This is a genomic window from Herbaspirillum sp. SJZ107 (genome assembly GCF_006715485.1).
Classification (GTDB): Bacteria; Pseudomonadota; Gammaproteobacteria; order Burkholderiales; family Burkholderiaceae_D; genus Telluria.
On sequence record NZ_VFNH01000003.1, the window covers coordinates 695,893 to 717,826 of the forward strand.

At 64.1% G+C, this 21,934-nt stretch carries 22 protein-coding genes; 11 read left to right on the plus strand and 11 right to left on the minus strand.

The genetic code is table 11. The annotated features are described in order from the left end of the window. Nucleotides 1–57 precede the first annotated feature (57 nt). The 3 genes from FBX97_RS21190 to FBX97_RS21200 are packed head-to-tail and all read right to left on the minus strand — an operon-like array spanning nt 58 to nt 3,478. Nucleotides 58–1,098, minus strand: coding sequence for a bifunctional UDP-4-keto-pentose/UDP-xylose synthase (locus FBX97_RS21190; protein WP_141836302.1), 1,041 nt, complete (start codon nt 1,096–1,098; stop codon nt 58–60). Next, nucleotides 1,095–2,114, minus strand: coding sequence for an NAD-dependent epimerase/dehydratase family protein (locus tag FBX97_RS21195; RefSeq protein ID WP_141836304.1), 1,020 nt, complete (start codon nt 2,112–2,114; stop codon nt 1,095–1,097). The genes FBX97_RS21190 and FBX97_RS21195 overlap by 4 nt, the downstream gene beginning before the upstream one ends. Beyond that, nucleotides 2,111–3,478, minus strand: a complete 1,368-nt coding sequence (locus FBX97_RS21200) for a UDP-glucose/GDP-mannose dehydrogenase family protein (RefSeq protein WP_141836306.1) — start codon at nt 3,476–3,478, stop codon at nt 2,111–2,113. The genes FBX97_RS21195 and FBX97_RS21200 overlap by 4 nt, the downstream gene beginning before the upstream one ends. A 265-nt stretch (nt 3,479–3,743) precedes the next feature. Here FBX97_RS21200 and FBX97_RS21205 point away from each other — a divergent pair, with 265 nt between their 5' ends. The 4 genes from FBX97_RS21205 (at nt 3,744) to FBX97_RS21220 (ending at nt 8,371) form a co-directional block, all read left to right on the plus strand. After that, on the plus strand, nt 3,744–4,949 hold the full coding sequence (locus FBX97_RS21205; protein WP_141836307.1) for a glycosyltransferase family 4 protein: 1,206 nt from the start codon (nt 3,744–3,746) through the stop codon (nt 4,947–4,949). A gap of 47 nt (nt 4,950–4,996) precedes the next feature. Next, a complete protein-coding gene (locus FBX97_RS21210) occupies nt 4,997–6,424 on the plus strand; it encodes a S41 family peptidase (protein ID WP_141836309.1) in 1,428 nt (475 codons plus the stop codon). Nucleotides 6,425–6,564: 140 nt separating this feature from the next. After that, on the plus strand, nt 6,565–7,686 hold the full coding sequence (locus FBX97_RS21215; RefSeq protein ID WP_141836311.1) for a beta-ketoacyl-ACP synthase III: 1,122 nt from the start codon (nt 6,565–6,567) through the stop codon (nt 7,684–7,686). 169 nt (nt 7,687–7,855) lie between these two features. After that, the gene (locus FBX97_RS21220; protein WP_141836313.1) at nt 7,856–8,371 is read left to right on the plus strand and encodes a hypothetical protein; all 516 of its coding nucleotides are present in this window, start codon (nt 7,856–7,858) and stop codon (nt 8,369–8,371) included. A 73-nt stretch (nt 8,372–8,444) separates the two neighbouring features. Here the strand turns inward: FBX97_RS21220 and FBX97_RS21225 are convergent, their stop codons facing one another. Genes FBX97_RS21225 through FBX97_RS21245 form a run of 5 tightly spaced genes read right to left on the minus strand, consistent with a single transcriptional unit; the run spans nt 8,445 to nt 12,130 of the window. Continuing rightward, nucleotides 8,445–8,900 carry a hypothetical protein gene (locus FBX97_RS21225; RefSeq protein WP_141836315.1) on the minus strand — a complete coding sequence of 152 codons (456 nt, stop codon included), beginning with the start codon at nt 8,898–8,900 and terminating at the stop codon, nt 8,445–8,447. A 26-nt stretch (nt 8,901–8,926) separates the two neighbouring features. Further along, complete coding sequence (locus FBX97_RS21230) at nt 8,927–9,394, minus strand: DUF2721 domain-containing protein (protein ID WP_141836317.1); 468 nt, start codon at nt 9,392–9,394, stop codon at nt 8,927–8,929. Nucleotides 9,395–9,402: 8 nt separating this feature from the next. After that, nucleotides 9,403–10,359, minus strand: coding sequence for a prolyl aminopeptidase (gene pip / locus FBX97_RS21235; RefSeq protein ID WP_141836319.1), 957 nt, complete (start codon nt 10,357–10,359; stop codon nt 9,403–9,405). A gap of 53 nt (nt 10,360–10,412) precedes the next feature. Next, entirely contained in the window at nt 10,413–11,729 is a 1,317-nt protein-coding gene (locus FBX97_RS21240) for an amino acid deaminase (RefSeq protein ID WP_141836321.1), read from the minus strand. After that, complete coding sequence (locus FBX97_RS21245) at nt 11,726–12,130, minus strand: DUF2750 domain-containing protein (protein WP_141836323.1); 405 nt, start codon at nt 12,128–12,130, stop codon at nt 11,726–11,728. Before FBX97_RS21245 ends, FBX97_RS21240 begins: the two co-directional genes overlap by 4 nt. Nucleotides 12,131–12,348: 218 nt before the next feature. Between FBX97_RS21245 and FBX97_RS21250 the strand changes: the two genes are divergently transcribed. Then, nucleotides 12,349–13,467: an acyltransferase gene (locus FBX97_RS21250; protein WP_141836325.1), complete on the plus strand. Its 1,119-nt coding sequence runs from the start codon at nt 12,349–12,351 to the stop codon at nt 13,465–13,467. Between the two features lie 130 nt (nt 13,468–13,597). On the opposite strand, the gene phbB is transcribed toward FBX97_RS21250, so the two are convergent. Both phbB and FBX97_RS21260 read right to left on the minus strand, forming a co-directional pair. Further along, nucleotides 13,598–14,341 carry an acetoacetyl-CoA reductase gene (gene phbB / locus FBX97_RS21255; RefSeq protein WP_141836327.1) on the minus strand — a complete coding sequence of 248 codons (744 nt, stop codon included), beginning with the start codon at nt 14,339–14,341 and terminating at the stop codon, nt 13,598–13,600. A gap of 95 nt (nt 14,342–14,436) precedes the next feature. Further along, nucleotides 14,437–15,612 (minus strand): acetyl-CoA C-acetyltransferase, encoded by a 1,176-nt coding sequence (locus FBX97_RS21260; RefSeq protein ID WP_141836329.1) that lies wholly within the window; start codon nt 15,610–15,612, stop codon nt 14,437–14,439. Nucleotides 15,613–15,945: 333 nt separating this feature from the next. Here FBX97_RS21260 and minC point away from each other — a divergent pair, with 333 nt between their 5' ends. From minC to minE, 3 genes are read left to right on the plus strand one after another with little or no spacing between them, the layout of a single operon-like run. Next, on the plus strand, nt 15,946–16,740 hold the full coding sequence (gene minC, locus FBX97_RS21265; RefSeq protein WP_141836331.1) for a septum site-determining protein MinC: 795 nt from the start codon (nt 15,946–15,948) through the stop codon (nt 16,738–16,740). Nucleotides 16,741–16,796: 56 nt separating this feature from the next. Further along, the gene (gene minD, locus FBX97_RS21270) at nt 16,797–17,612 is read left to right on the plus strand and encodes a septum site-determining protein MinD (RefSeq protein WP_141836333.1); all 816 of its coding nucleotides are present in this window, start codon (nt 16,797–16,799) and stop codon (nt 17,610–17,612) included. Nucleotide 17,613: 1 nt separating this feature from the next. Further along, on the plus strand, nt 17,614–17,865 hold the full coding sequence (gene minE / locus FBX97_RS21275; RefSeq protein WP_141836335.1) for a cell division topological specificity factor MinE: 252 nt from the start codon (nt 17,614–17,616) through the stop codon (nt 17,863–17,865). A gap of 67 nt (nt 17,866–17,932) precedes the next feature. Here minE and FBX97_RS21280 read toward each other — a convergent pair whose 3' ends face one another. Next, nucleotides 17,933–18,451: a DUF697 domain-containing protein gene (locus FBX97_RS21280; protein ID WP_141836337.1), complete on the minus strand. Its 519-nt coding sequence runs from the start codon at nt 18,449–18,451 to the stop codon at nt 17,933–17,935. Nucleotides 18,452–18,665: 214 nt separating this feature from the next. Between FBX97_RS21280 and FBX97_RS21285 the strand changes: the two genes are divergently transcribed. From FBX97_RS21285 to prfA, 3 genes are all read left to right on the plus strand, one after another. Continuing rightward, nucleotides 18,666–19,355, plus strand: a complete 690-nt coding sequence (locus FBX97_RS21285; protein ID WP_141836339.1) for a response regulator transcription factor — start codon at nt 18,666–18,668, stop codon at nt 19,353–19,355. 87 nt (nt 19,356–19,442) lie between these two features. Next, nucleotides 19,443–20,717 (plus strand): glutamyl-tRNA reductase, encoded by a 1,275-nt coding sequence (gene hemA, locus FBX97_RS21290; protein WP_141836341.1) that lies wholly within the window; start codon nt 19,443–19,445, stop codon nt 20,715–20,717. A 97-nt stretch (nt 20,718–20,814) separates the two neighbouring features. Next, nucleotides 20,815–21,891 carry a peptide chain release factor 1 gene (prfA, locus tag FBX97_RS21295; protein ID WP_141836343.1) on the plus strand — a complete coding sequence of 359 codons (1,077 nt, stop codon included), beginning with the start codon at nt 20,815–20,817 and terminating at the stop codon, nt 21,889–21,891. Nucleotides 21,892–21,934: the final 43 nt, after the last annotated feature.

A 21,934-nucleotide genomic window follows, 5' to 3' on the forward strand; every position in this document is an offset into this window, starting at 1 on the left:
CCGCTGCCAATAAAAAAGGCTGCCGCGGCAGCCCTTTCGATGGCGAAGGCCAGGCACTCAGGAATTGAGCTGCTTGGCATCGCCCAGGTTGTCCTTGTACGAATCGAAGATCTTGCGCAGCGCATCCTGCATCGAGACCTGCGGCTGCCAGCCCAGCTCCGACTCGGTATTCTCGATCTTCGGCACCCGGTTCTGCACGTCCTGGTAGCCGGCGCCGTAGTAGGCGCCCGAGCTGGTGTCGACCAGCTTGACCTGCTTCGCGGTCTCGCGGTATTCCGGGTACTCGGCCGCCAGGTCCAGCATCATGGTCGCCAGTTCGCGGATCGAGTAATTGTTGACCGGGTTGCCGACGTTATAAATCTTGCCGGTGGCCTTGCCGTCCTTGTTCTCGATGATCTTCATCAGCGCCGAGATGCCGTCGTCGACATAGGTGAACGAGCGCTTCTGGGCACCGCCGTCGACCAGCTGGATCGGTTCGCCGCGCACGATGTGGCCCAGGAACTGGGTCAGCACGCGCGACGAGCCTTCCTTCGGGGTGTGAATCGAATCGAGGCCGGCGCCGATCCAGTTGAACGGACGGAACAGCGTGAAATTCAGGCCTTCCATGCCGTAGCCCCAGATCACGCGGTCCATCAACTGCTTGGCGCAGGCGTAGATCCAGCGCGGCTTGTTGATCGGGCCGTAGACCAGGCTCGAGTTTTCCGGATCGAATTCGGCGTCCGGGCTCATGCCGTAGACTTCCGAGGTCGACGGGAAGATCAGGTGTTTTTTATACTTCGCGGCCGAGCGCACGATCGGCAGGTTGGCCTCGAAATCCAGCTCGAACACGCGCAGCGGTTCTTTCACGTAGGTCGAGGGCGTGGCGATCGCCACCAGCGGCAGGATCACGTCGCACTTCTTGACGTGGTACTCGACCCATTCCTTGTTGATCGTGATGTCGCCCTCGAAGAAGTGCATGCGCGGATTGGACAGCAGGTCGCCCAGGCGCTCGCACTGCATGTCCATCCCATACACTTCCCAGTCGGTCGTCTCCAGAATGCGCTTGGACAGGTGGTGGCCAATAAAACCGTTGACGCCGAGGATGAGGACTTTTTTCATTTCAGATAGGAAACATTTGCCTTGGTCGCCTGATTATACCATCGTGCAAATTCGCCCAATCCGGTCGCCAGGGAGGTGGTCGGCTTGTAGCCGACCCAGTCCTGCAGCTTGTTCGTGTCGGCATGCGTGGCCGGCACGTCGCCCGGCTGCATCGGCTGGAAATCCAGCGCGGCCTTGACGCCGACCGCCCCTTCCAGCGTGCGGATGAAGTCCAGCACCTGTACCGGGTTGTTGTTGCCGATATTAAAGATCGAGTGCGGCGGCTGGCCTTCCCGGATCGACGGCTTGAACAGCAGGCGCACCACGCCTTCGACGATGTCGTCGATGTAGGTGAAGTCGCGGTACAGCTTGCCTTCGGCAAAGACCGGGATGCTTTCCCCGGCCAGCATCTTGCGCGCGAAGCTGAAATACGCCATGTCGGGCCGGCCCCACGGGCCGTAGACCGTGAAGAAGCGCAGCCCGGTGATCGGCAGACCGTACAGGTGGCTATAGGTATGCGCCATCAGCTCGTTCGCCTTCTTGGTGGCCGCGTACAGCGACACCGGGGCGTCGGTCTGGTCGGTTTCGCTGAACGGGGTCTTGGCGTTGGCGCCGTAGACGCTGCTGCTGCTCGCGTACAGCAGGTGCTGGGTGTTGAACTTGCGGCAGCCTTCCAGGATGTGGCCGAAGGCCACCAGGTTGGCCTGCACGTAGGCGGCCGGGTTCTTCAGCGAATAGCGCACGCCGGCCTGGGCGGCCAGGTGCACCACCAGCGCCGGTTTCACGCGCTCGAACAGGGCGGCGGTCTGTTCGCCGTCGCTCAGTTCGACCGTCTCGCAAGGCACGCCGGCCGGGCCCAGCAGGGCCTCGACGCGGTGGTGCTTGAGCGCCGGGTCGTAGTAATCGTTGAAGTTGTCGCAGCCGACCACGCGGTAGCCCATGCCGGCCAGGCGCACCGCTACCGCGCTGCCGATGAAGCCGGCGGCGCCGGTCACCAGCACCGTCTGCTTGTCCGTGCCTTGCACTGCGTCGGTCATTGTTCCACTTTCTTCGAACGGCGGCCGATGCCTTCGTAGGCCAGGCCGGCGGCCGCGAACGCTTCCGGATCGTAGATGTTACGACCGTCGAACACCGCCTTCAGTTTCAGCTTGTCGGCCAGGAAAGGCAGGTCCGGCGCGCGGAATTCCTTCCATTCGGTGACCAGCACCAGCACGTCGGCGCCTTCGACCGCGGCCTTGGCCGAATCGACGATGCGCAGGCGTTCCTGGCACAGCGCTTCGCCATGCTCGGCCACCAGCACGCGCTGGGCTTCGGTGCTGGCGACCGGGTCGTAGGCGATCACGCTGGCGCCGGCGGCGAACAGCGAACGGATCAGGATACGGCTCGGCGCTTCGCGCATGTCGTCGGTGTTCGGCTTGAACGACAGGCCCCACAATGCGATGGTCTTGCCCTGCAGCGCCTGTTCCGAGCCGAAGAAACGCACCAGCTTGGTGAACAGCACGTTCTTCTGGGCGTCGTTGACGGTTTCGGTGGCGGTAAGCAGGTGCAGGTGGCGGTCGTGGCCGCTGGCGGTCTTGATCAGCGCCTTGACGTCCTTCGGGAAGCAGGAGCCGCCGTAGCCCATGCCGGCGTACAGGAAATCGGGACCGATGCGCGGGTCCATGCCGATGCCCATGCGTACCGCTTCGATGTCGGCGCCCAGCAGTTCGGACAGGTTGGCCAGTTCGTTCATGAAGCTGATGCGGGTGGCCAGCATGGCATTCGCCGCGTACTTGGTCAGCTCGGCGCTGCGCACGTCCATCTCGACGAATTTTTCGTGGTTGCGGCTGAACGGCGCGTACAGCTTGCGCATCTGCTTCATCGCTTCCGCTTCGTCGCCGCCGACCACGATGCGGTCGGGCTTCATGAAGTCTTCGATCGCCGCGCCTTCCTTCAGGAATTCGGGGTTGCTGACCACGCTGAAGGCGACGTCCACGCCGCGCTTTTCCAGCTCGCCGGCAATCGCGCGCTTGACCTTCTCGGCGGTACCGACCGGCACCGTCGACTTGTCGACGATCACCGCCGGCTTGGTCAGGCGCTGGCCGATGCTGCGCGCGGCCGACAGGATGTGGGTGAGATCGGCGCTGCCGTCTTCGTCCGGCGGGGTGCCCACGGCCAGGAAGATGATGTCGGCGTGGTTGACCGCATCGTCATAGTCCGACGAGAACAGCAGACGGCCGGCGGCGGCATTGCGCTGCACCAGGCTGTCCAGGCCAGGTTCGTGGATCGGGATGACGCCATCCTTGAGCATCGTGATTTTGCGCGTGTCGACGTCGAGGCACAGCACGGTGTTGCCGACGTCGGCAAAGCAGGCGCCTGACACCAGGCCAACGTAACCAGTCCCGATAACGGAAATTTTCATAATATATGCAGTAGGTGAAGCACGCGATGCCCGCGCCGCCGGCCGGAACATCCCATGAAAGTGAAGGCTAGCGGAAAGACAAGCAGACTTTCCTCTAGGCTAGGAACCGGTCGAATTTATCATAAATTTCTACTGAGCACGTTACGCACGTTACATTTTTGCTATTAAGCGACGTTACGTTCCGTTAGAAAAGACAGGTGTTGCGTTATGTAACATAATAGCCCCCTGCCCGGCCCGCCCCGGCCGCCACTTATTACGCCGCCCCATGAAGCTTCTCACATTCAGCACGCTGTTTCCCAACACGGTCAAGCCCAGCCACGGCATCTTCGTCGAAACCCGCCTGCGCTACCTGCTGGGCAGTGGCAAAGTCGCTTCCAAAGTGGTGGCGCCGGTACCCTGGTTCCCGTCGTCGAACCCGCGTTTCGGCAGCTATGCCGCCTTTGCCGGGGTGCCGCGGCGCGAAACGCGCTACGACATCGACGTGCGCCATCCGCGTTATGCCGTGATTCCGAAGGTCGGGATGACGGTGGCGCCCTGGCTGCTGGCCCAGTCGGCGAAGCAGGAAATCGGCCGCATCATCGACGAGGGCTACGACTTCGACGCCATCGATGCCCACTATTTCTATCCGGATGGCGTGGCCGCGGTCATGCTCGGCAAATATTTCAACAAGCCGGTCGTGATCACCGCACGCGGCACCGACATCAACCTGATTCCGCAATACGCGCTGCCGCGCAAGCAGCTGATGTGGGCGGCGGAGAACGCCGCCGGCATGATCACGGTGTGCAATGCGCTGCGCGATGAAATGGTCCAGCTCGGCATGCCGGGCGAACGCATCGTCCCGCTGCGCAACGGCGTCGACCTGCAGCGCTTCCAGCCGATGGACCGGCAAGCCGCGCGCACCAAGCTCGGCATCGACGGTTTTACCCTGGTCTCGGTCGGCCTGCTCGATACCCGCAAGGCGCACGACCTGACGATCGGCGCCCTGCCCCTGATGCCGGACGCGAAACTGCTGATCGCCGGCACCGGCCCGGAACGCAAGAACCTGGAAATGCAAGCCCAGCGCCTGGGCGTGGCGGACCGCGTCACCTTCCTCGGATCGGTGGCCCAGCCGCAGCTGAAGGAGTATTACAACGCCGCCGACGCCATGGTGCTGGCGTCCAGCCGCGAGGGCTGGGCCAATGTGCTGCTGGAATCGATGGCCTGCGGCACCCCGGTGGTGGCCAGCAACGTGTGGGGCACGCCGGAAGTCGTGGCCGCGCCCGAGGCCGGCGTGCTGATGCCGGAGCGCACCTCGGAAGGCATCGCCCGTGCCGTGCGTACCCTGCGCGAGAACTATCCGGACCACGCCGCCACCCGCCGCTATGCCGAGAATTTCAGCTGGGATGCGACCACCGAAGGCCAGATCCAGCTGTTTTCGCGCATCATCGGGGCCGCGCGCCCCTTGTCGAGCGGCCGGCGCGTCGCAGCCTGAGCGAGTATACTGAGCCGGCATCCACATTTCCGGACCGGTATTCAGTAATGGGCTCTTCCCTCAAGCACTACGGCCTCGTCGCCCTCGGGGTGATCCTCGGGGTCGGGGTGACGATGCAGTTTTCCTCGCTGGCGAACAAGCCGGTCGAGGATGGCATGCCGGTCGACGCCCTGCGCCAGGTGGCCAGCGTCTACCGCCTGATCGAGGCCGATTACGTGGAACCGGTCGACCAGCGAAAACTCATCACCCAGGCCGTGGCGGGCATGGTCGACGCGCTCGACCCCCATTCGGCCTACCTCGACCGCGCCGCCTGGCGCGAGCTGCGCGAGGGCACCGAGGGAAAATTTGTCGGCCTCGGCATCGAAATCGGCCAGAGCGACGAGGGCTACATCAAGATCACCTCCCCGATCGAGGATTCGCCGGCGGCGCGCGCCGGCATCCAGGCCGGCGACCTGATTTCCCACATCGACGGCGCCGCGGTCAAGCAGATGGATATGGACACCGCCATCAAGCGCATGCGCGGGGCGCCGCACAGCAGCGTGGTGCTGACCATCGTCCGCCAGGACGCCCCTGCCCCCTTGCAGTTCAACATCGTGCGCGAAGAAATCGTGCAGAAGAGCGTCAAGGGGAAGATCGTGGCGCCCGGCTATGCCTGGATCCGCATCGCGCAATTCCAGGAACCAACCGTGGACGACCTGGCGAATAAGCTGGCGGCGCTGGCGCGCGAAGAACCGGCATTGAAAGGCCTGGTGCTCGACCTGCGCAACGACCCGGGCGGCCTGCTGCAGGGCGCGATCGGCGTGTCCGCCGCCTTTTTGCCGGCCGGCGCCGAAGTGGTCTCGACCAACGGCCAGCTCGAGGAATCGCGCGCCCGTTTCTATGGCCGCCCCGAGTACTACATGACGGGACGCGGCATCGACCCGCTGGCCAAGGTGCCGGCCCTGTTCAAGACGGTGCCGATGGTGGTGCTGGTGAACACCGGCTCGGCCTCGGCCTCGGAAATCGTGGCCGGCGCGCTGCAGGACTACAAGCGCGCCACCATCGTCGGCAGCCCGACCTTCGGCAAGGGTTCGGTGCAGACCATCCGCCCGCTGTCCGGCGACGCCGCCGTGAAACTCACCACGGCGCGCTACTACACCCCGGGCGGGCGCTCGATCCAGGCGCGCGGCATCCTGCCCGACGTCGCGGTCGACGAAACCGCCGAGGGCGACGGCCTGAACGCGCTGCGCATGCGCGAAGCCGACCTGCAGCGCCACCTGTCGAACGATCGTGACCATGAAGAAGCCACGCGCCACGACGACATCCAGGAACAGATCCGCATCCTGGCCGAGGCGCGCCGCCGCAAGCCGCTCGACTTCGGCAGCGCCGACGATTTTCAATTGGCGCAAGCGCTGCGCCAGCTGCAGGGCTTGCCGGTACAGCTGTCGAAGCGGGCAACCACGGCAGCGGCGCCGCTGGCCCAGCAGGCACACTGATCCCGCGCAAAGCCTGTCCCCACAGGCTTCCTGCCTAATAAGCATAGTCCGGCGGCGGCGATTCCCACGGCCACGACGATTGTGTAGAATCGCCAGATTCTCCGGGAGTTGCCTCCCGTTATCACCTTGGAAAGCCAAACATGAAATCTGTCGTCATCAGCGGCACCGGCCTGTTCACCCCTCCGCATGCCATCTCGAACGATGAGCTGGTGACCGCCTTCAATGCCTACGTCGAACTGTTCAATGCCGAAAACGCGGACCGGATCGCGGCCGGCGACGTGAACGCGCTGGAACCGTCCAGCAGCGCCTTCATCGAAAAAGCCTCGGGCATCAAGTCGCGCTACGTGATGGAAAAAGCCGGCATCCTCGATCCGGCCCACATGACCCCGCGCATCAAGGAACGCGCCGACGACGAACTGTCGCTGCAGGCCGAGATCTGCGTCGCCGCCGCGCGCCAGGCGCTCGAGCGCGCCGGCCGCACCGCTGCCGACATCGACATGGTGCTGGTCGCGGCCAGCAACATGCAGCGCGCCTACCCGGCGATGGCGGTCGAGGTGCAGGATGCGCTCGGCATCGAGGGCTTCGGTTTCGACATGAACGTGGCCTGCTCGTCGGCCACCTTCGCGATCCAGACCGCGGCCGGCGCCGTGCAGACCGGCCAGGCGCGTGCGGTGCTGGTGCTGAATCCGGAAATCACCAGCGCCCACCTGAATTTCCGCGACCGCGACAGCCATTTCATCTTCGGCGACGCCTGCACGGCGATGGTCATCGAGGCGGCCGATACGGCCACCAGCGCGCACCAGTTCGAAATCTTGGATTCCAAGCTGAAGACCAAGTTCTCGAACAACATCCGCAACAACTTCGGCTTCATGAACCGCTTCGACGAAGCCGGCGTCGGCCTGGCCGATAAACTGTTCCGCCAGCAGGGCCGCAAGGTGTTCAAGGAAGTCTGCCCGATGGCGGCCGAGATGATCCGCGAGACCGTGCAGGGCGCCGGCCTGCAGATCGGCGACATCTCGCGCTTCTGGCTGCACCAGGCCAACCTGAGCATGAACCAGCTGATCATCCGCACCCTGCTCGGCCGCGATGCCGACGCCAACGAGGCGCCGGTGATCCTGGATGCCTATGCGAATACCTCGTCGGCCGGTTCGATCATCGCCTTCCACTCGTACCAGGACGACCTGCCGAGCGGCGCCCAGGGCGTGATCTGCTCGTTCGGTGCCGGTTACTCGATCGGCTGCGTGGTCGTGCGCAAAAAATAAATTCTACCTGAGACAACTCGGCAGTAACCATCATTCTCAATTCCACCGAGAATGATGGTAGTTCTACTCCTACAAAGGTGCGCTCCCTGTTCCTCTGGAACACGGGCTTCCCGGCGCGCATGATCTTCCTGTCAGCGCTTCAGCAGCGCAGCACTTGAGGAGGATCAACATGACCAAGCAAAAAGGACCGGACAGCGTCCGTGCACGCGGCATCGCCAAGGAAAAGGCCGTGACCATGACGGTGGCCGAGGGCAGCCAGCAACCGCGTGCGCCGGGCTGGGTCGCGCCGGGCGGCGCCAGCGTGCAGTCGGCGAATATCGAACAGCAGGGTGCGGCGCTGCGGGCACGCGGTTCGCTGCAGGGCGGTAGCGGCGGTGGCGATGCGAACGTCGGCACCCAGCGCGGCGGCGGCGGTGCCCAGCAGGCCGGCTGGAGCGCCCGCCAGAGCGCGCAGCGGATGCAGGCGCGCGGCGAGGAAGACCGCCTGAACGCCTCGCGCCAGTCAGGGTATGGCGGCATGGAACAGCAGCAGAAAGCGGGCTCGCAGGAATCGCCGACCGGACCGGCTGGTTCGCTGCAGACCGGGGCCGGCGGTTCGCGCCAGCTTGACCAGACGAGGCAGCCGGCCTCGGATTACGCCAGCCGGCCGAGCAAGAAGGGCAGCAGCGGCGCCGGACAGGATTGAATCACTTTGGTTGGTGGTAGTGGCCGGGTGGAAGTTCACCCGGCCATTTTTTTGCCCGCGCCGGACGCGCTCCTTACACCGGATAGCTCTCCGGCGAACGCAGCTCGGCAAACTGCTCGAGGCTGCCGATGCGCACCGTGACCGGGTTCAGGCTGGCCTGCGGCGACATCGAGCGCCAGGCGAATTTCCACTCCTTTTCGCGTGCTTCGGCGGCGGTTTTCGAGAACGCCAGGCCGAGGCGCGAGCGCACGCCGTATTCGACCGGGCCGTCGATGCCGGCCCAGTTGGGCAGCGTGCGCTGCACGGCGCGGTGCAGGCGTTCGCCGAAGGCCTCCGCGTCATGGATGACCAGGCAGCTGTCGGCCGGGCCGAGCACGGTGAACAATTCCTTGTTCCACTCCTGCGCGAAGGAGACCACCAGGAAGCCGTTGGCGGGCACCAGGCGGAACTGGCCGGCGCTGAGCGCCTGTTCCAGTTCGCTGCGCAGGCCGTAGCGGTACAGGGTCGGGGGTCGTTGGTAGTCTTGCATGGTGATTCGATGCTTTCAAAAGGGGGTCAATGCGTCGTCGTCATCTGCTGCGGCTCGGGCGCCGGCGTGTCGTGCAGGTGCATGCGCATGTAGCGGAACGAGACGAAGACTTCGCGCAACAGGAAGGTGAAGCTGGCAATCAGGGCAATCATGGCGATCACGAACATGCCGGCGATATAGCGGTCGAGCGGCAGGTTGGCGGTGTCGCCGAGGAACAGGCAGGCAATGACCACGCAGATCAGGAAGCCGCACAGGGTGCTGGCGGTGAGCGCGTAGTTGATCAGCTGCCAGCGCACGTACAGCACATCCAGCTCTTCGTGGCATTCGGGATTCGGCCCCTTGCGCAACTGCTCCTTGAGCACGCGCGTGCGGTCGATGATGCGCCCCAGGCGGTTCATCAGCACGGTGAGCTTGGTGGCGACGCCGGTCAGCAGGAACACGGGCGCGATCGACAGCTGGATCACGTGGCCGATGTCGTTGGTCTGGATGTTCATGGCTTTCCTCAGTCGAAGCGGCCGTGGCGTTTGAACTGTTCGGTGGCGCCGACCAGCGCACGCGCGATGCCGGTTTCGAGCGCGCCGTGGCCGGCGTCCGGGATCATGCGCATGCGCGATCCCGGCCAGGCCTGCTGCAGGCGGTAGGCCGCCAGCGGCGGGCAGATCACGTCGTAGCGCCCCTGCACGATCACGCCCGGCAGGTGCGCGATCCGCCCCATGTTGCGGATCAGCTGGTCGTCTTCGAGGAAGGCGCCGTTCGCCATGTAGTGCGCTTCCAGGCGGCCGACGCCGAGGTCGAGCGTGTCCGACGAGCTTTCCTCTTCCTGCGGCAGCAGGAACACGCGGCGGCCCTCGAAGCGGCTCCAGGCGCGCGCCGCCGGCCAGAACTGCTGCGGATCGTCGCACAGCAGGCGGGTCGCATAGGCCTTGAGCAGGTCGCCGCGTTCCTCGAGCGGGATCGGGGCGATGAACTCGTCGTACAGCTCCGGATAGAACCACTGCACGCCGTACAGGAAGAAGTCGATCTCGGCCGGGGTGCACAGGAAGATCCCGCGCAGCACGAAGCCGAGGCAGCGTTGCGGGTGCGCCTGCCCGTAGGCCAGCGCCAGCGTCGAACCCCAGGAACCGCCGAACACCAGCCAGCGCTCGATGCCGAACATGGCGCGCAGGCGCTCGATGTCCTCGATCAGCAACTGGGTCGTGTTGTTGCGCCATTCGCCCAGCGGAGTCGATTTGCCGGCGCCGCGCTGGTCGAACAGGATCACGCGGTAGGCGCTCGGATCGAAGAAGCGGCGATGCTGGGGAGATAAACCCGCGCCCGGCCCGCCGTGCAGGAAGATCACCGGGATGCCGTTCGGGTTACCCACCTCTTCCCAGTAGATCGTGTGCAGGTCGTCGACGGCGAGCATGCCGTGGCGGTTGGGCAGGATGGGCGGGAACAGCGACTGCGGGGTGGCGGGCATGGGATACGTTCTGGTTGAAGCGACAATTGATTGTAACTTAATGCTGGACGGCTTCAGAAGAAGGTATTGCAGGCCCCGCGCACCAGGTAATCGTCGTCGACTGCCAGCAGCAGCGGCCAGCGGTCGAAGGTGGTGCAGGGATGCGAGATGCCGCAGCCGACCAGGTCGCCCACCGCCAGCCCGTCGCGCAGCGGCCCTTCGGGCAGGCGCAGGTAGGCGTGCTGGTCGTTCATCTTGACGATGGCGCAGCCCGGCGGCAGCGCATGCGGCGTGCCGGGCCCCGGGCGATGCGTCAGCAAAGGCAGCGGCAGGCCGGCATCCTGCGAGGCGTCGCGCTTGCCCATGTCCAGGATGGCGAGATCGGCCTCGGGACGCGATTGCACCACGCTCCAGATTTCCAGCGCCGGGCGCAGGCCCTGCCCGGCGTCGTAGCCGGCGCGCGCATCGAGCTCGGCCAGGGCGTCATGGTACAAACCATGGTCACTGGTGACGTAGCAGCCGCTGCGCAGCACCGGCTGCAAGGGCCGCGACAAGCCGTGCAGTGTGCCCAGGCCGCGCGCCACCAGATCGAAATAGGTCGAGCCGCCGGCCGACACCAGGATCGTGCTGCCGGTGAACAGCCCCTCGTCGTCGGCTTCCAGCACCAGCCCGCACAGCTGGTCGACGAAGGCGCCGACCGCGCGCAAATCGGCCGCGCGGTCGTCCGACACCAGCAGCCCTTCGTAGCCCTCGAAGCCGGCCAGCGTCAGCCCGGGCGCGCCGGCGACGGCACGCGCCACCGTCAACGCCTGTTCCGGCGTGCGGCAGCCGCTGCGCTTGCCCTGCAGGCCCAGCTCGACCAATACCGGCAGCGGCCGTGCCAGCGCGCGCTGCGCCACCTCCTCGGCCAGGCGCGCCACGCCGGCCAGGGCATCGACCAGCACGCTGCATTCGAAATCGGGATCGTCGTGCAGCAGCTGCAGCAGCGCGCGGATGTCGCTGCGCGCGACCGGCTGGTTGGCGAGCAGCACGCGGCGTACGCCGAAGCGGTGTGCCACCTGCACCTGCGGCACGGTCGCCAGCGTGATGCCCCAGGCGCCGTGCGCCAGCTGGGCGCCGAACAGCTGCGGGCACATGGTGGTCTTGCCGTGCGGCGCCAGCAGCACCCCATGGCGCGCGCAAAAATCGCGCATCCACGCCAGGTTGTGTTCCAGCGCCCTCAGCTTCAGCACGCCGACCGGGAAGCCGGTGTCGCCATGCAGCACGTTCCAGCCCTGCACGCCGATCGCGCCCTGGCGCAAGGGTGCGCTGATCGGCAAGCCCTTGATGCCCGGCTGCAGCCATTGTTCTTCCAGGCTCGACAGAGACAAGGAACCGTGAGGCAGGATCATGGCGTCTCCCCTTCGGCACCGCGGCGCCGGATTTCATCGTCGAGGTCGGCGCGCAGCAGCCCGGCCGTCGGCATCACGTCGCGTGCGCCGGGCGTATAGAACACGCCGGTGACGATGCCGTCCTGCTCCAGCTGCGGCAGCAGTTCCGTCATCAGTTCGTCCAGCGCGAAGGATTGCGGCGCATAGCCCGTCCATTCGTAGTCGGCGCAGACCTGCGCGAATTCGCTGTCCGGCCACAGCGGGAACACCAGCGTGCCGTCTTCCTTCTTGGCCAGCGCCCAGCCCTGGCGGTACAGGCTCCAGACCACGCCGGTCTCGGCCACGCGCTTGACGAAATATTCGTAGCGCTGCGGTCCCGGCAGCATCACCACCGCCTGCAGTTGTCGGGTATCGATCGCCATCGCCGCCTTTCAATATATGGGTACGGATCGTGTATACGCAGCATACGACAAGCTGCGCCAAGTGAGGCGCGAGACTCCTGTTGCTCAGCAGCGTCAATATAGACGTGTCGAGGCCGAAAATAATTACAGCTATTATCAAAATTTAATGCTTTGTTGCAAAAGTTTGCGATAATTATCGATCGCACTTGCTTTATACCTATTTCTTACTTGACCTCATCATGCAGCCCAAATTCTCCGCTTACCTGGACATAGTACGGTTTCTGGCTGCCTTGACGGTGTTCCTGGGTCACGCCGCCGGCACCAACTGGACCCAAGGATTCCTGTGGCAGCTGGGCGCCTATGGCGATACTTGCGTGGTCATTTTCTTCGTCTTGTCCGGTTTCGTGATCGCCTGGGTGGCCGAAAACAAGGAAGGCAACTGGTGGACATATGGCGCCAACCGCGTTGCAAGGCTGTGGTCGGTCATCATCCCGGCCCTGGTCCTGACCTTCGTGATCGATTACGTCGGTGTCAGGATGGCGCCCGCGCTGTACATCGACCGGCCCTGGTTCAACGGCGACCATCTCGCCCTGCGCTATCTGGCATCCCTGTTCATGGTGCAGGAGGTATGGCACATCAACTACACACCGGGCATCAATCTGCCGTTCTGGTCGCTTGGTTACGAAGCATTTTATTACCTCGCCTTTGGCGTGTTGACGTTTTGTAGTGGATACAAGAAATACCTGGTGCTGGCGGCCCTGTTCCTGCTCGGCGGGCCGCTGATGCTGGCGTTGTTCCCAGTGTGGATGAGCGGCGTCCTCGCCCATCGCACCTGCAGGAACCGGAGCTTGCCGGTACCGGCTGCGCTCGCCATTTTCGTAGCAAGCGGCTTGCTGCTGCTGATGTCGCCGACGTTGCGCCACGCAGCCAGCTTCCAGTGGATGGACCAGGATCTCGGTGGCCGTTATTTCGACGCCATCCTCTTCTTCGCGAACCTGGTCGCAGCCCATGGCCTGTTCAAGCAGAATGCGCCATTGCCGCCGCGCATGGCCCATGCCATCAAGAAGATCGCCGCCACGACTTTCGTGCTCTACCTGTTCCACCGGCCCTTGATCCAGTTGTTCAGCTACATCGGCCCCGCGGATGCAGGCAGCTGGGGCAGGCGCGTGCTGGTCATCGGCGCCACCCTGGTCATCGTCGCGGTGGCGACGCCCATGTGCGAACAATTCCAGCGCGTTTTACGCGCCTTGTGGCTGCGCTGGCTGACGCCGCGGCCGGCCAGCCGTCCGGCGGTGCTGCCGGTGCATGCCGTCAACGATCCGCTGGCACCGGAATACGAACTGCTCAAGCACGACTGATCACGGCCCGGCAGCCCCCGCCTGTTCGCCGTCCGGCGGATACGGTCCGGCGCTGGGCCGCATGGCGGCGCCAGACAAGAAAACACCGCCCGCAGGCGGTGTCGAGTGGCATTACCCTACGCTACAACGATTACTGCATGTGCTGGCCGCCGTTGATGGCGATGTTGGCCCCGGTCACGAATGCGGCTTCGTCCGACGACAGGTACGCGACCAGGCCGGCGACTTCTTCCGGCTTGCCCAGGCGGCCCATCGGGATCTGCGGCAGGATCTTGCTTTCCAGGACTTCGCTCGGGATGTCGGTCACCATCTTGGTGCCGATATAGCCCGGCGAGATCGTGTTCACAGTCACGCCCTTGCGCGCCACTTCCAGCGCCAGGGCCTTGGTGAAGCCGTGGATGCCGGCCTTGGCTGCCGAATAGTTGGTCTGGCCGAAAGCACCCTTCTGGCCGTTGACCGACGAGATGTTGATGATGCGGCCCCAGCCGCGTTCGACCATGCCGTCGGCGACCGGCTTGGTCATGTTGAACACGGAATCCAGGTTGGTCTTCATGACCGCATCCCAATTGACCTTGTCCATTTTCTTGAAGGTCATGTCGCGCGTGATGCCGGCGTTATTCACCAGCACGTCGACCGGCCCCACTTCCTGGGTCACCTTGGCCACGCAAGCCTGGGCCGAATCGTAGTCGGCCACGTCGCACTCGTAGGCCTTGAAGTCCTGGCCCTGCTCGCGCATCGTGGCCAGCCAGCCTTCCGCCTTCTTGCTGCCCGGAGAATACGTCGTCACGACCGTATAGCCGAGCGCCGCCAGCTTGATGCAGATCGCTTCACCCAGGCCGCCCATCCCGCCCGTTACCAATGCCACTCGATTCGTCATCGTCTTCTCCTAGTTTTTCAAAAACTGTTTTAGGAACTGCCTGTTCTGGTAATCGCCCTGTCCTATCCAATACTGCGGTAACGCACTTGCCCGTTTCAGCGCTCGACCGCCAGCGCCACGCCCATGCCGCCGCCGATGCACAGGCTGGCCAGGCCCTTCTTGGCGTCGCGCCGCACCATTTCGTGCAGCAGGGTCACCAGCACGCGCGCGCCGGAGGCGCCGATCGGGTGGCCGAGCGCGATCGCGCCGCCGTTGACGTTGATCTTCGACGTATCCCAGCCCATCTGCTTGTTGACGGCGACGGCCTGGGCGGCGAATGCTTCGTTGATTTCCATCAGATCCACGTCTTCATGGGTCCAGCCGGCCTTTTCCAGGCAGGCGCGTGCGGCCGGTACCGGGCCCATGCCCATGATCGACGGGTCCAGGCCGGACAGCGAATAGGCCTTGATGCGGGCCAGCGGGGTCAGGCCGAGCTGCTGGGCCTTGGAAGCCGACATCAGGATCACGGCGGCGGCGCCGTCGTTCAGGCCGGAGGCGTTGCCGGCGGTGACGGTGCCTTCCTTGTTGAAGGCCGGACGCAGGCTGGCCAGGCCTTCCAGCGTGGCGCCGTGCTTCGGATACTCGTCGGTGTCGAACACCGTGGTGCCCTTCTTGGACGCGATCTCGATCGGCAGGATCTCGTCCTTGAAGCGGCCTTCCTTCATGGCGGCTTCGGCCTTGTTCTGCGACTGCAGCGCGAATTCGTCCTGCTCGGCGCGCGCGACTTCGTACTTGCGGGCGACGTTCTCGGCGGTGACGCCCATGTGGTACTGGTTGTAGACGTCCCACAGGCCGTCGACGATCATGGTGTCGGTCAGTTTGGCATCGCCCATGCGGAAGCCGTCGCGCGAGCCGTTCAGCACGTGCGGCGAGGCGCTCATGTTTTCCTGGCCGCCGGCGATCACGATCTCGGCGTCGCCGCATTTGATGGCTTGCGCCGCCAGGTGGACGGCGCGCAGGCCGCTGCCGCACACCACGTTCAGGGTCGAGGCCGGCACGCTGTCCGGCAGGCCGGCCTTGATCACGGCCTGGCGCGCCGGGTTCTGGCCGGCGCCCGCGGTCAGCACCTGGCCCATGATGACTTCGCTTACCGATGCCGGGTCGATGCCGGTCTTGGCCAGCAGCTGCTTGATGACCTGTGCGCCCAGCTCGGTTGCGGGAATTTTAGCGAGCGTACCGCCGAACTTGCCGATTGCAGTGCGGCCGGCGGCCACGATAACGACGTCTTCCATGATGATCTCCGAGTGCCCGGCCTGGACCGGGGTTGTAATGAATGCAGCCAGCTGGCCGAAGTCCTAGCGCGCCTCTATTGGGACGCGGGTTGGAAAGCCAACAATGTTAGATATTCAGCTTATACATTGTTTGAGCAAAATCAATCTTATCAGCTTATTTATCAAACAGACTCTGCATTTAAGTCAATTCCCCTATGAAAAGACGAACTTTTTCCTGTTCATTTTTTTGTATGGAAATACTCATTGCCCCCTATTACCAAAGGGTCAAAAGCCTTTCCCGTTCATGGAAATTTCAAAGTAGAATGCACGGGCTTGTGCCAACCAGAACTATCTATGTCCAAGAGCCCGACATCCCTTCCCATCGAAATCAAGATCTCCACGGTCGTCGCCATTTCGACCATTCTGCATTCGGCCGATCCGATTGCGATCGATGCCGCACTGAAGCAGATGACCGGCGGGGTGGCCGACTTTTTCGAAGATGAGTTTGCCGTCATCGACATTGCCGCGATCGCCGAAGAGGCCGGACAGATCGATTGGGAATCCCTGGTTCGCCTGCTCAAGAAATACCGCCTGAATGCGGTCGCCGTGCGCGGCGCGCCGGCCGGGCTGCACGACATCATCCGTGCCCATGACCTGTTCCTCGACGATGGCTCGAGCGGCCCGCGTACGGGCGGCGCGCGCGACCATGCGTCGGCGGCGGCGAACGCGGCCGAACCTGTGCCGGCACCGGCGCCGGTGGTACCGGTTCCCGCGCCTGCCCCGGCCGCGCCGTCGGCCCCGGCCCAGGCCCTGATCATCGACACCCCGGTGCGTGCCGGGCAGCGCATCTATGCGCGCGGTACCGACCTGATCATCACCGCAGTGGTCAACAACGGCGCCGAAATCATCGCCGACGGCAGTATCCACGTGTATGCGCCGCTGCACGGGCGCGCCCTGGCGGGCGCCTCGGGCAATGCCGATGCGCGTATCTTCGCATTGCAGCTGGAACCGGAACTGGTGTCGATCGCGGGCGTGTACCGGACCTTCGACGAAGGCGTGCCGGCCGACATGGCGCGCACGCCGGTACAAATCCGTTTGGTCGGCGACCGAATCGATATATCATCGCTGGGTTCGGCCAATCGGCATTGAGTGCTTACGCATCCAGCATTGACCAGATCCAAAATAATTAAGGACATCTATTTGTCATGGCAAGAATTATCGTTGTAACGTCCGGCAAGGGCGGTGTGGGCAAGACTACTTCCAGCGCGAGCTTCTCGACCGGCCTGGCGCTGCGCGGTCACAAGACCGCCGTCCTCGACTTCGACGTCGGCCTGCGTAACCTCGACCTGATCATGGGCTGCGAACGCCGCGTGGTGTACGACCTGATCAACGTGATCAACAAGGAAGCCACGCTGACCCAGGCGCTGATCAAGGACAAGCACTGCGAGAACCTGTTCATCCTGCCGGCCTCGCAGACGCGCGACAAGGACGCCCTGAGCGAAGACGGCGTCGAGCGCGTACTGAACGAACTGGTGCAGATGGGCTTCGAATACATCATCTGCGATTCGCCGGCCGGCATCGAGCACGGCGCGCTGATGGCGCTGACCTTCGCGGACGAGGCGATCATCGTGACCAATCCGGAAGTCTCGTCGGTGCGCGACTCCGACCGTATCCTCGGCATCCTGCAGGCCAAGTCGCGCCGCGCCCAGAGCGGCGGCGAGCCGGTCAAGGAACATTTGCTGATCACGCGCTATTCGCCGCGCCGCGTCGAAGCCGACGAAATGCTGTCCTACCAGGACGTGCAGGAAATCCTGCGCATCCCGCTGATCGGCATCATTCCGGAATCGGAAGCCGTGCTGCACGCGTCGAACCAGGGCAATCCGGCAATCCACTTCAAGGATACCGATGTCGCGCAAGCCTACCAGGACGTGGTCGGCCGCTTCCTTGGCGAAGAGATTCCGTTGCGCTTCACCAATTACGAAAAACCAGGCCTGATGAAGCGCCTGTTTGGAGTAAAGTGATATGGCTTTGCTTTCATTCCTGTTTCCTCAGAAACAGAAAAGTGCGACAGCGGCCAAGGAACGGCTGCAGATCATCATCGCCCGCGAGCGCACCGACCGCGCCGGGCCGGATTTCCTGCCGGCCCTGCACCGCGAACTGATCGAAGTGATTTCGAAGTACACCAAGGTCAGCGCCGAAGACATCAAGATCTCGCTCGACCGCCAGGGCAACCTGGAAGTGCTCGACGTTAACGTTGTCTTGCCGGACGCCTGATCCGGCCCTGCACCGCATCCTGACGCACCGACCGCCGCCAGCCTGAGCTGCCGGCGGTTTTTCCGTTTCAGACCGGCCCGTGCGGCACCTTGTCCGCCACCTCGCGCGCGACCCGGACGCAGGCTTCCACGTGCTGGTTTCCCATCTGGCGGAACAGCGCAAAGCCGATCGCGGCCGAAGCGATCTGGCCGGCCAGCGGCACCACCTTGGCGGCCGATTTCGCGGCCAGCCTGGCACCCGACTTCTGCAGCAGTTTAAGCACCAGTTCGCGCGTCACCAGCTTACCCACCAGCATCCCGCCCAGCGCCCCCACCGCCTCGTAGGCGGCCACGCGCATGCGCGGCTGCAGGCGTTCGATCTGTTCCGGCGTCAGGCCGAAGGCGCGGTTGATGTCTTCGACCATCGAAGCGAAGCTGCCGAGGTCGGCCACCATGTCGATGCCGGGCAGCGGCACCGCGCCCACGCCGGCCGAAATCATGGCGCGCTTGCGCACCAGGGCACGGCAGTGCGCGCGTACCCGTTCGATGTCCGCGCTGGCCACCGGCAGTAAAACCTGTTCAGCATCTTTTTTCTTTTTCAGAAACATGTAAACTCCTATCCTGATGGTCGATATGATTGTAACCACGAGTTTTATGCTAAACGGACACAAGTGTGACGCAATTCACCAACGGAAATGTGAATTTTGATTGCAGCTGTGTGGCTTTATTTTAAAAGTCTGTTATATTCGGAAATAAGTTGTAGGATCGTTCCTACACCTGGGCTTCACGCAGTCCCACCTCCCAAGCCGAGACCGCCTTATTATGCGAATTGCAGTACTGGATAACGACACCACCCAAGCAGATTTGATCTGCCAAGTCCTGAATGGCGCCGGCCACAGCTGCCAATCGTTTGACAGTGGCAAAGAGCTTCTTGGTAACCTTCGCAAGGACAGCACCGACCTGCTGATCCTCGACTGGCAGATCAACGATGTACCGGCACAGGAAGTGCTGCGCCGTGCCAAGGAAAAAATGGCGGCGAATACGCCCACCATGTTCCTGGCCGGCAGCGCCGCCGAGGACGACATCGTGGCCGGCGTCACCGCCGGTGCCGACGACTACCTAGTCAAGCCGCTGCGCCGCGGCGAACTGGTGGCGCGCGTACAAGCCCTGCTGCGCCGTGCCTACCCGTCTCAGAATGGCGCTGAACAATTGCAATTTGGTCCTTATATCTTTGAAACCCGTCCCGGCCGCCTGATGATGGATGGTGAACAGGTGGATGTGACCCATAAGGAATTCAACCTGGCATTGCTGTTTTTCCGCAATCTCGGCCGTCCGCTGTCGCGCGCCTACATCCACGAATCGATCTGGGTGCGCGAAACCGCGGTACCGTCGCGCACCATGGACACCCACGTCTCGCGCGTGCGCAATAAACTGCGCCTGCGCCCGGAGAACGGTTTCCGCCTGGTGCCGGTGTACAGCTATGGTTACCGTCTGGAAAAATTGGGCGCTTGAGGGCGCCCTCGCCCCTGGCTTGAGGCTGCCCTGAAACCCTGCGCACATCAGGGTATAATGAGCGGACTGCCCGTTTTTTGATCACCCATGCAACTCCTTGCCGTTGGCCTCAATCACACCACCGCCCCGGTCTCGCTACGCGAGCAACTGGCGCTGGCGCCTGAGCAGCTGGGCGAGGCGGTGCAAGCGGCGCGCGGCTGGTTTTCGCGTTTCAATACCCACGGCGAAGACGAAGCGGCCCTGCTCTCGACCTGCAACCGCACCGAGATGTATGCCGCCAGCGGCGCGCCCGATCCGCTCGACGCTTCTGCGCGCTTCCTCGCCGATTACCACCAGCTGAATTTTTCCGAACTGCGTCCGCACCTGTACATGCTGCCGCAGCACGACGCCGTGCGCCACGCCTTCCGTGTCGCATCCGGCCTCGATTCGATGGTCCTCGGCGAAGCCCAGATCCTGGGCCAGATGAAGGATGCCGTGCGCGTGGCCGACCAGGCCGGCGGCCTCGGCACCTACCTGCACCAGCTGTTCCAGCGCAGCTTCGCGGTGGCGAAGGAAGTGCGCAGCACCACCGAGATCGGGGCCCACAGCGTGTCGATGGCGGCGGCGGCGGTGCGCCTGTCGGAGCGCATCTTCGACAGCGTCAGCGAACAGAACGTGCTGTTCATCGGTGCCGGCGAAATGATCGAGTTGTGCGCGACCCATTTTGCGGCCCAGAACCCGAAATCGATCACGATCGCCAACCGCACGCTGGAGCGCGGCGAAACCCTGGCCAACCGTTTTTCCGGCCGCGCGATCCGCCTGGCCGATTTGCCGGAATTGCTGCCGCAGTTCGACATCGTGATCTCGTCGACGGCCTCGACCCTGCCGCTGATCGGCAAGGGCCTGGTCGAACGCGCCATCAAGGCGCGCCGCCACCGGCCGATGTTCATGGTCGACCTGGCGGTCCCGCGCGACATCGAACCCGAAGTCGGCAAGCTGAACGACGTGTTCCTGTACACCGTCGACGACCTGGCCGACGTCGTGCGCAGCGGCGTCGAAAGCCGCCAAGCCGCCGTGGCCCAGGCCGAAGCCATCATCGAAACACGCGTGCAATCGTTCATGCACTGGGTCGGCGACCGCGCCGTGGTGCCGGTCATCCGCGACCTGCACGAGTCCAGCGAAGTCCTGCGCCTGGCCGAACTGGAGCGCGCGAAAAAGCTGCTGGCCAAGGGCGAAGACATCGACGCGGTGCTGGAAGCGCTGTCGAAGGGTCTCACCGCCAAGTTCCTGCACGGCCCGCAGCAGGCGCTGCACCGCGCCCAGGGCGACGAGCGCGCGCGCCTGGCCAGCCTGCTGCCCCAGCTGTTCCGCGGCCGCCGTTAGCGTCTTCCTCTGTCGTTTGCCCATGTGCGCGGCAGCGATCGTGCCGCGCGCCCTGCCGCCCTGCGCGGCCCGTCCGTCCTATCTCGTCTACTACACTATGAAACCATCCATGCTGGCCAAGCTGGACCAACTGGCCAACCGCCTCGTCGAACTGGACGAGCTCCTGATGTCCGAAGGCGCCACCGCCAACATGGACAATTTCAGGAAGATGAACCGCGAGCACGCCGAACTGGGCCCGCTGGTGGCCGTGTATCACCAGTACCAGACCGCCCAGGGCGACATCGCCGCGGCGCAGGAGATGCTGCTCGACCCGGAGATGAAGGAATTCGCCCAGGACGAGATCGAAGCCGCCAAGGGCCGCCTGTCCCAGCTCGACCTCGAGCTGCAGACCATGCTGCTGCCGAAGGACGAGAACGACGAGCGCAACATCTTCCTCGAGATCCGCGCCGGCACCGGCGGCGACGAATCGGCGCTGTTTGCCGGCGACCTGCTGCGCATGTACACGCGCTACGCGGAGCGTAACCGCTGGCAGGTGGAAATCGTGTCGGAGTCGAGCTCGGACTTGGGCGGCTACCGCGAAGTCATCGCGCGCATCATCGGCAACGGCGTGTACTCGAAACTGAAATTCGAATCCGGCGGCCACCGCGTGCAGCGCGTGCCGGCCACCGAGACCCAGGGCCGCATCCACACCTCGGCCTGCACGGTGGCAGTGATGCCGGAGGCGGACGAAGTCGAGGACGTCAACATCAACCCGGCCGACCTGCGCATCGACACCTATCGCGCGTCCGGCGCCGGCGGCCAGCATATCAACAAGACCGACTCGGCGGTGCGCATCACCCACCTGCCTACCGGGATCGTGGTCGAGTGCCAGGACGACCGCAGCCAGCACAAGAACAAGGCGCAGGCCATGAAAGTCCTGGCCGCGCGCATCAAGGACGTGCAGCTGCGCGAACAGCAAAGGGAAGAAGCCGCCACCCGTAAAAGCCTGATCGGCTCCGGCGACCGCAGCGAGCGCATCCGCACCTACAACTTCCCCCAGGGCCGCCTGACCGACCACCGCATCAACCTGACGCTGTATAAACTCGACATGATCATGGACGGCGACCTGAACGAACTGACGACCGCGCTGTCGGCCGAGCACCAGGCCGAACTGCTGGCCGCGCTGGGCGATTGATAAACCCGGTTCGATGAGACGCGATGTGCGAAAATCGCACGAT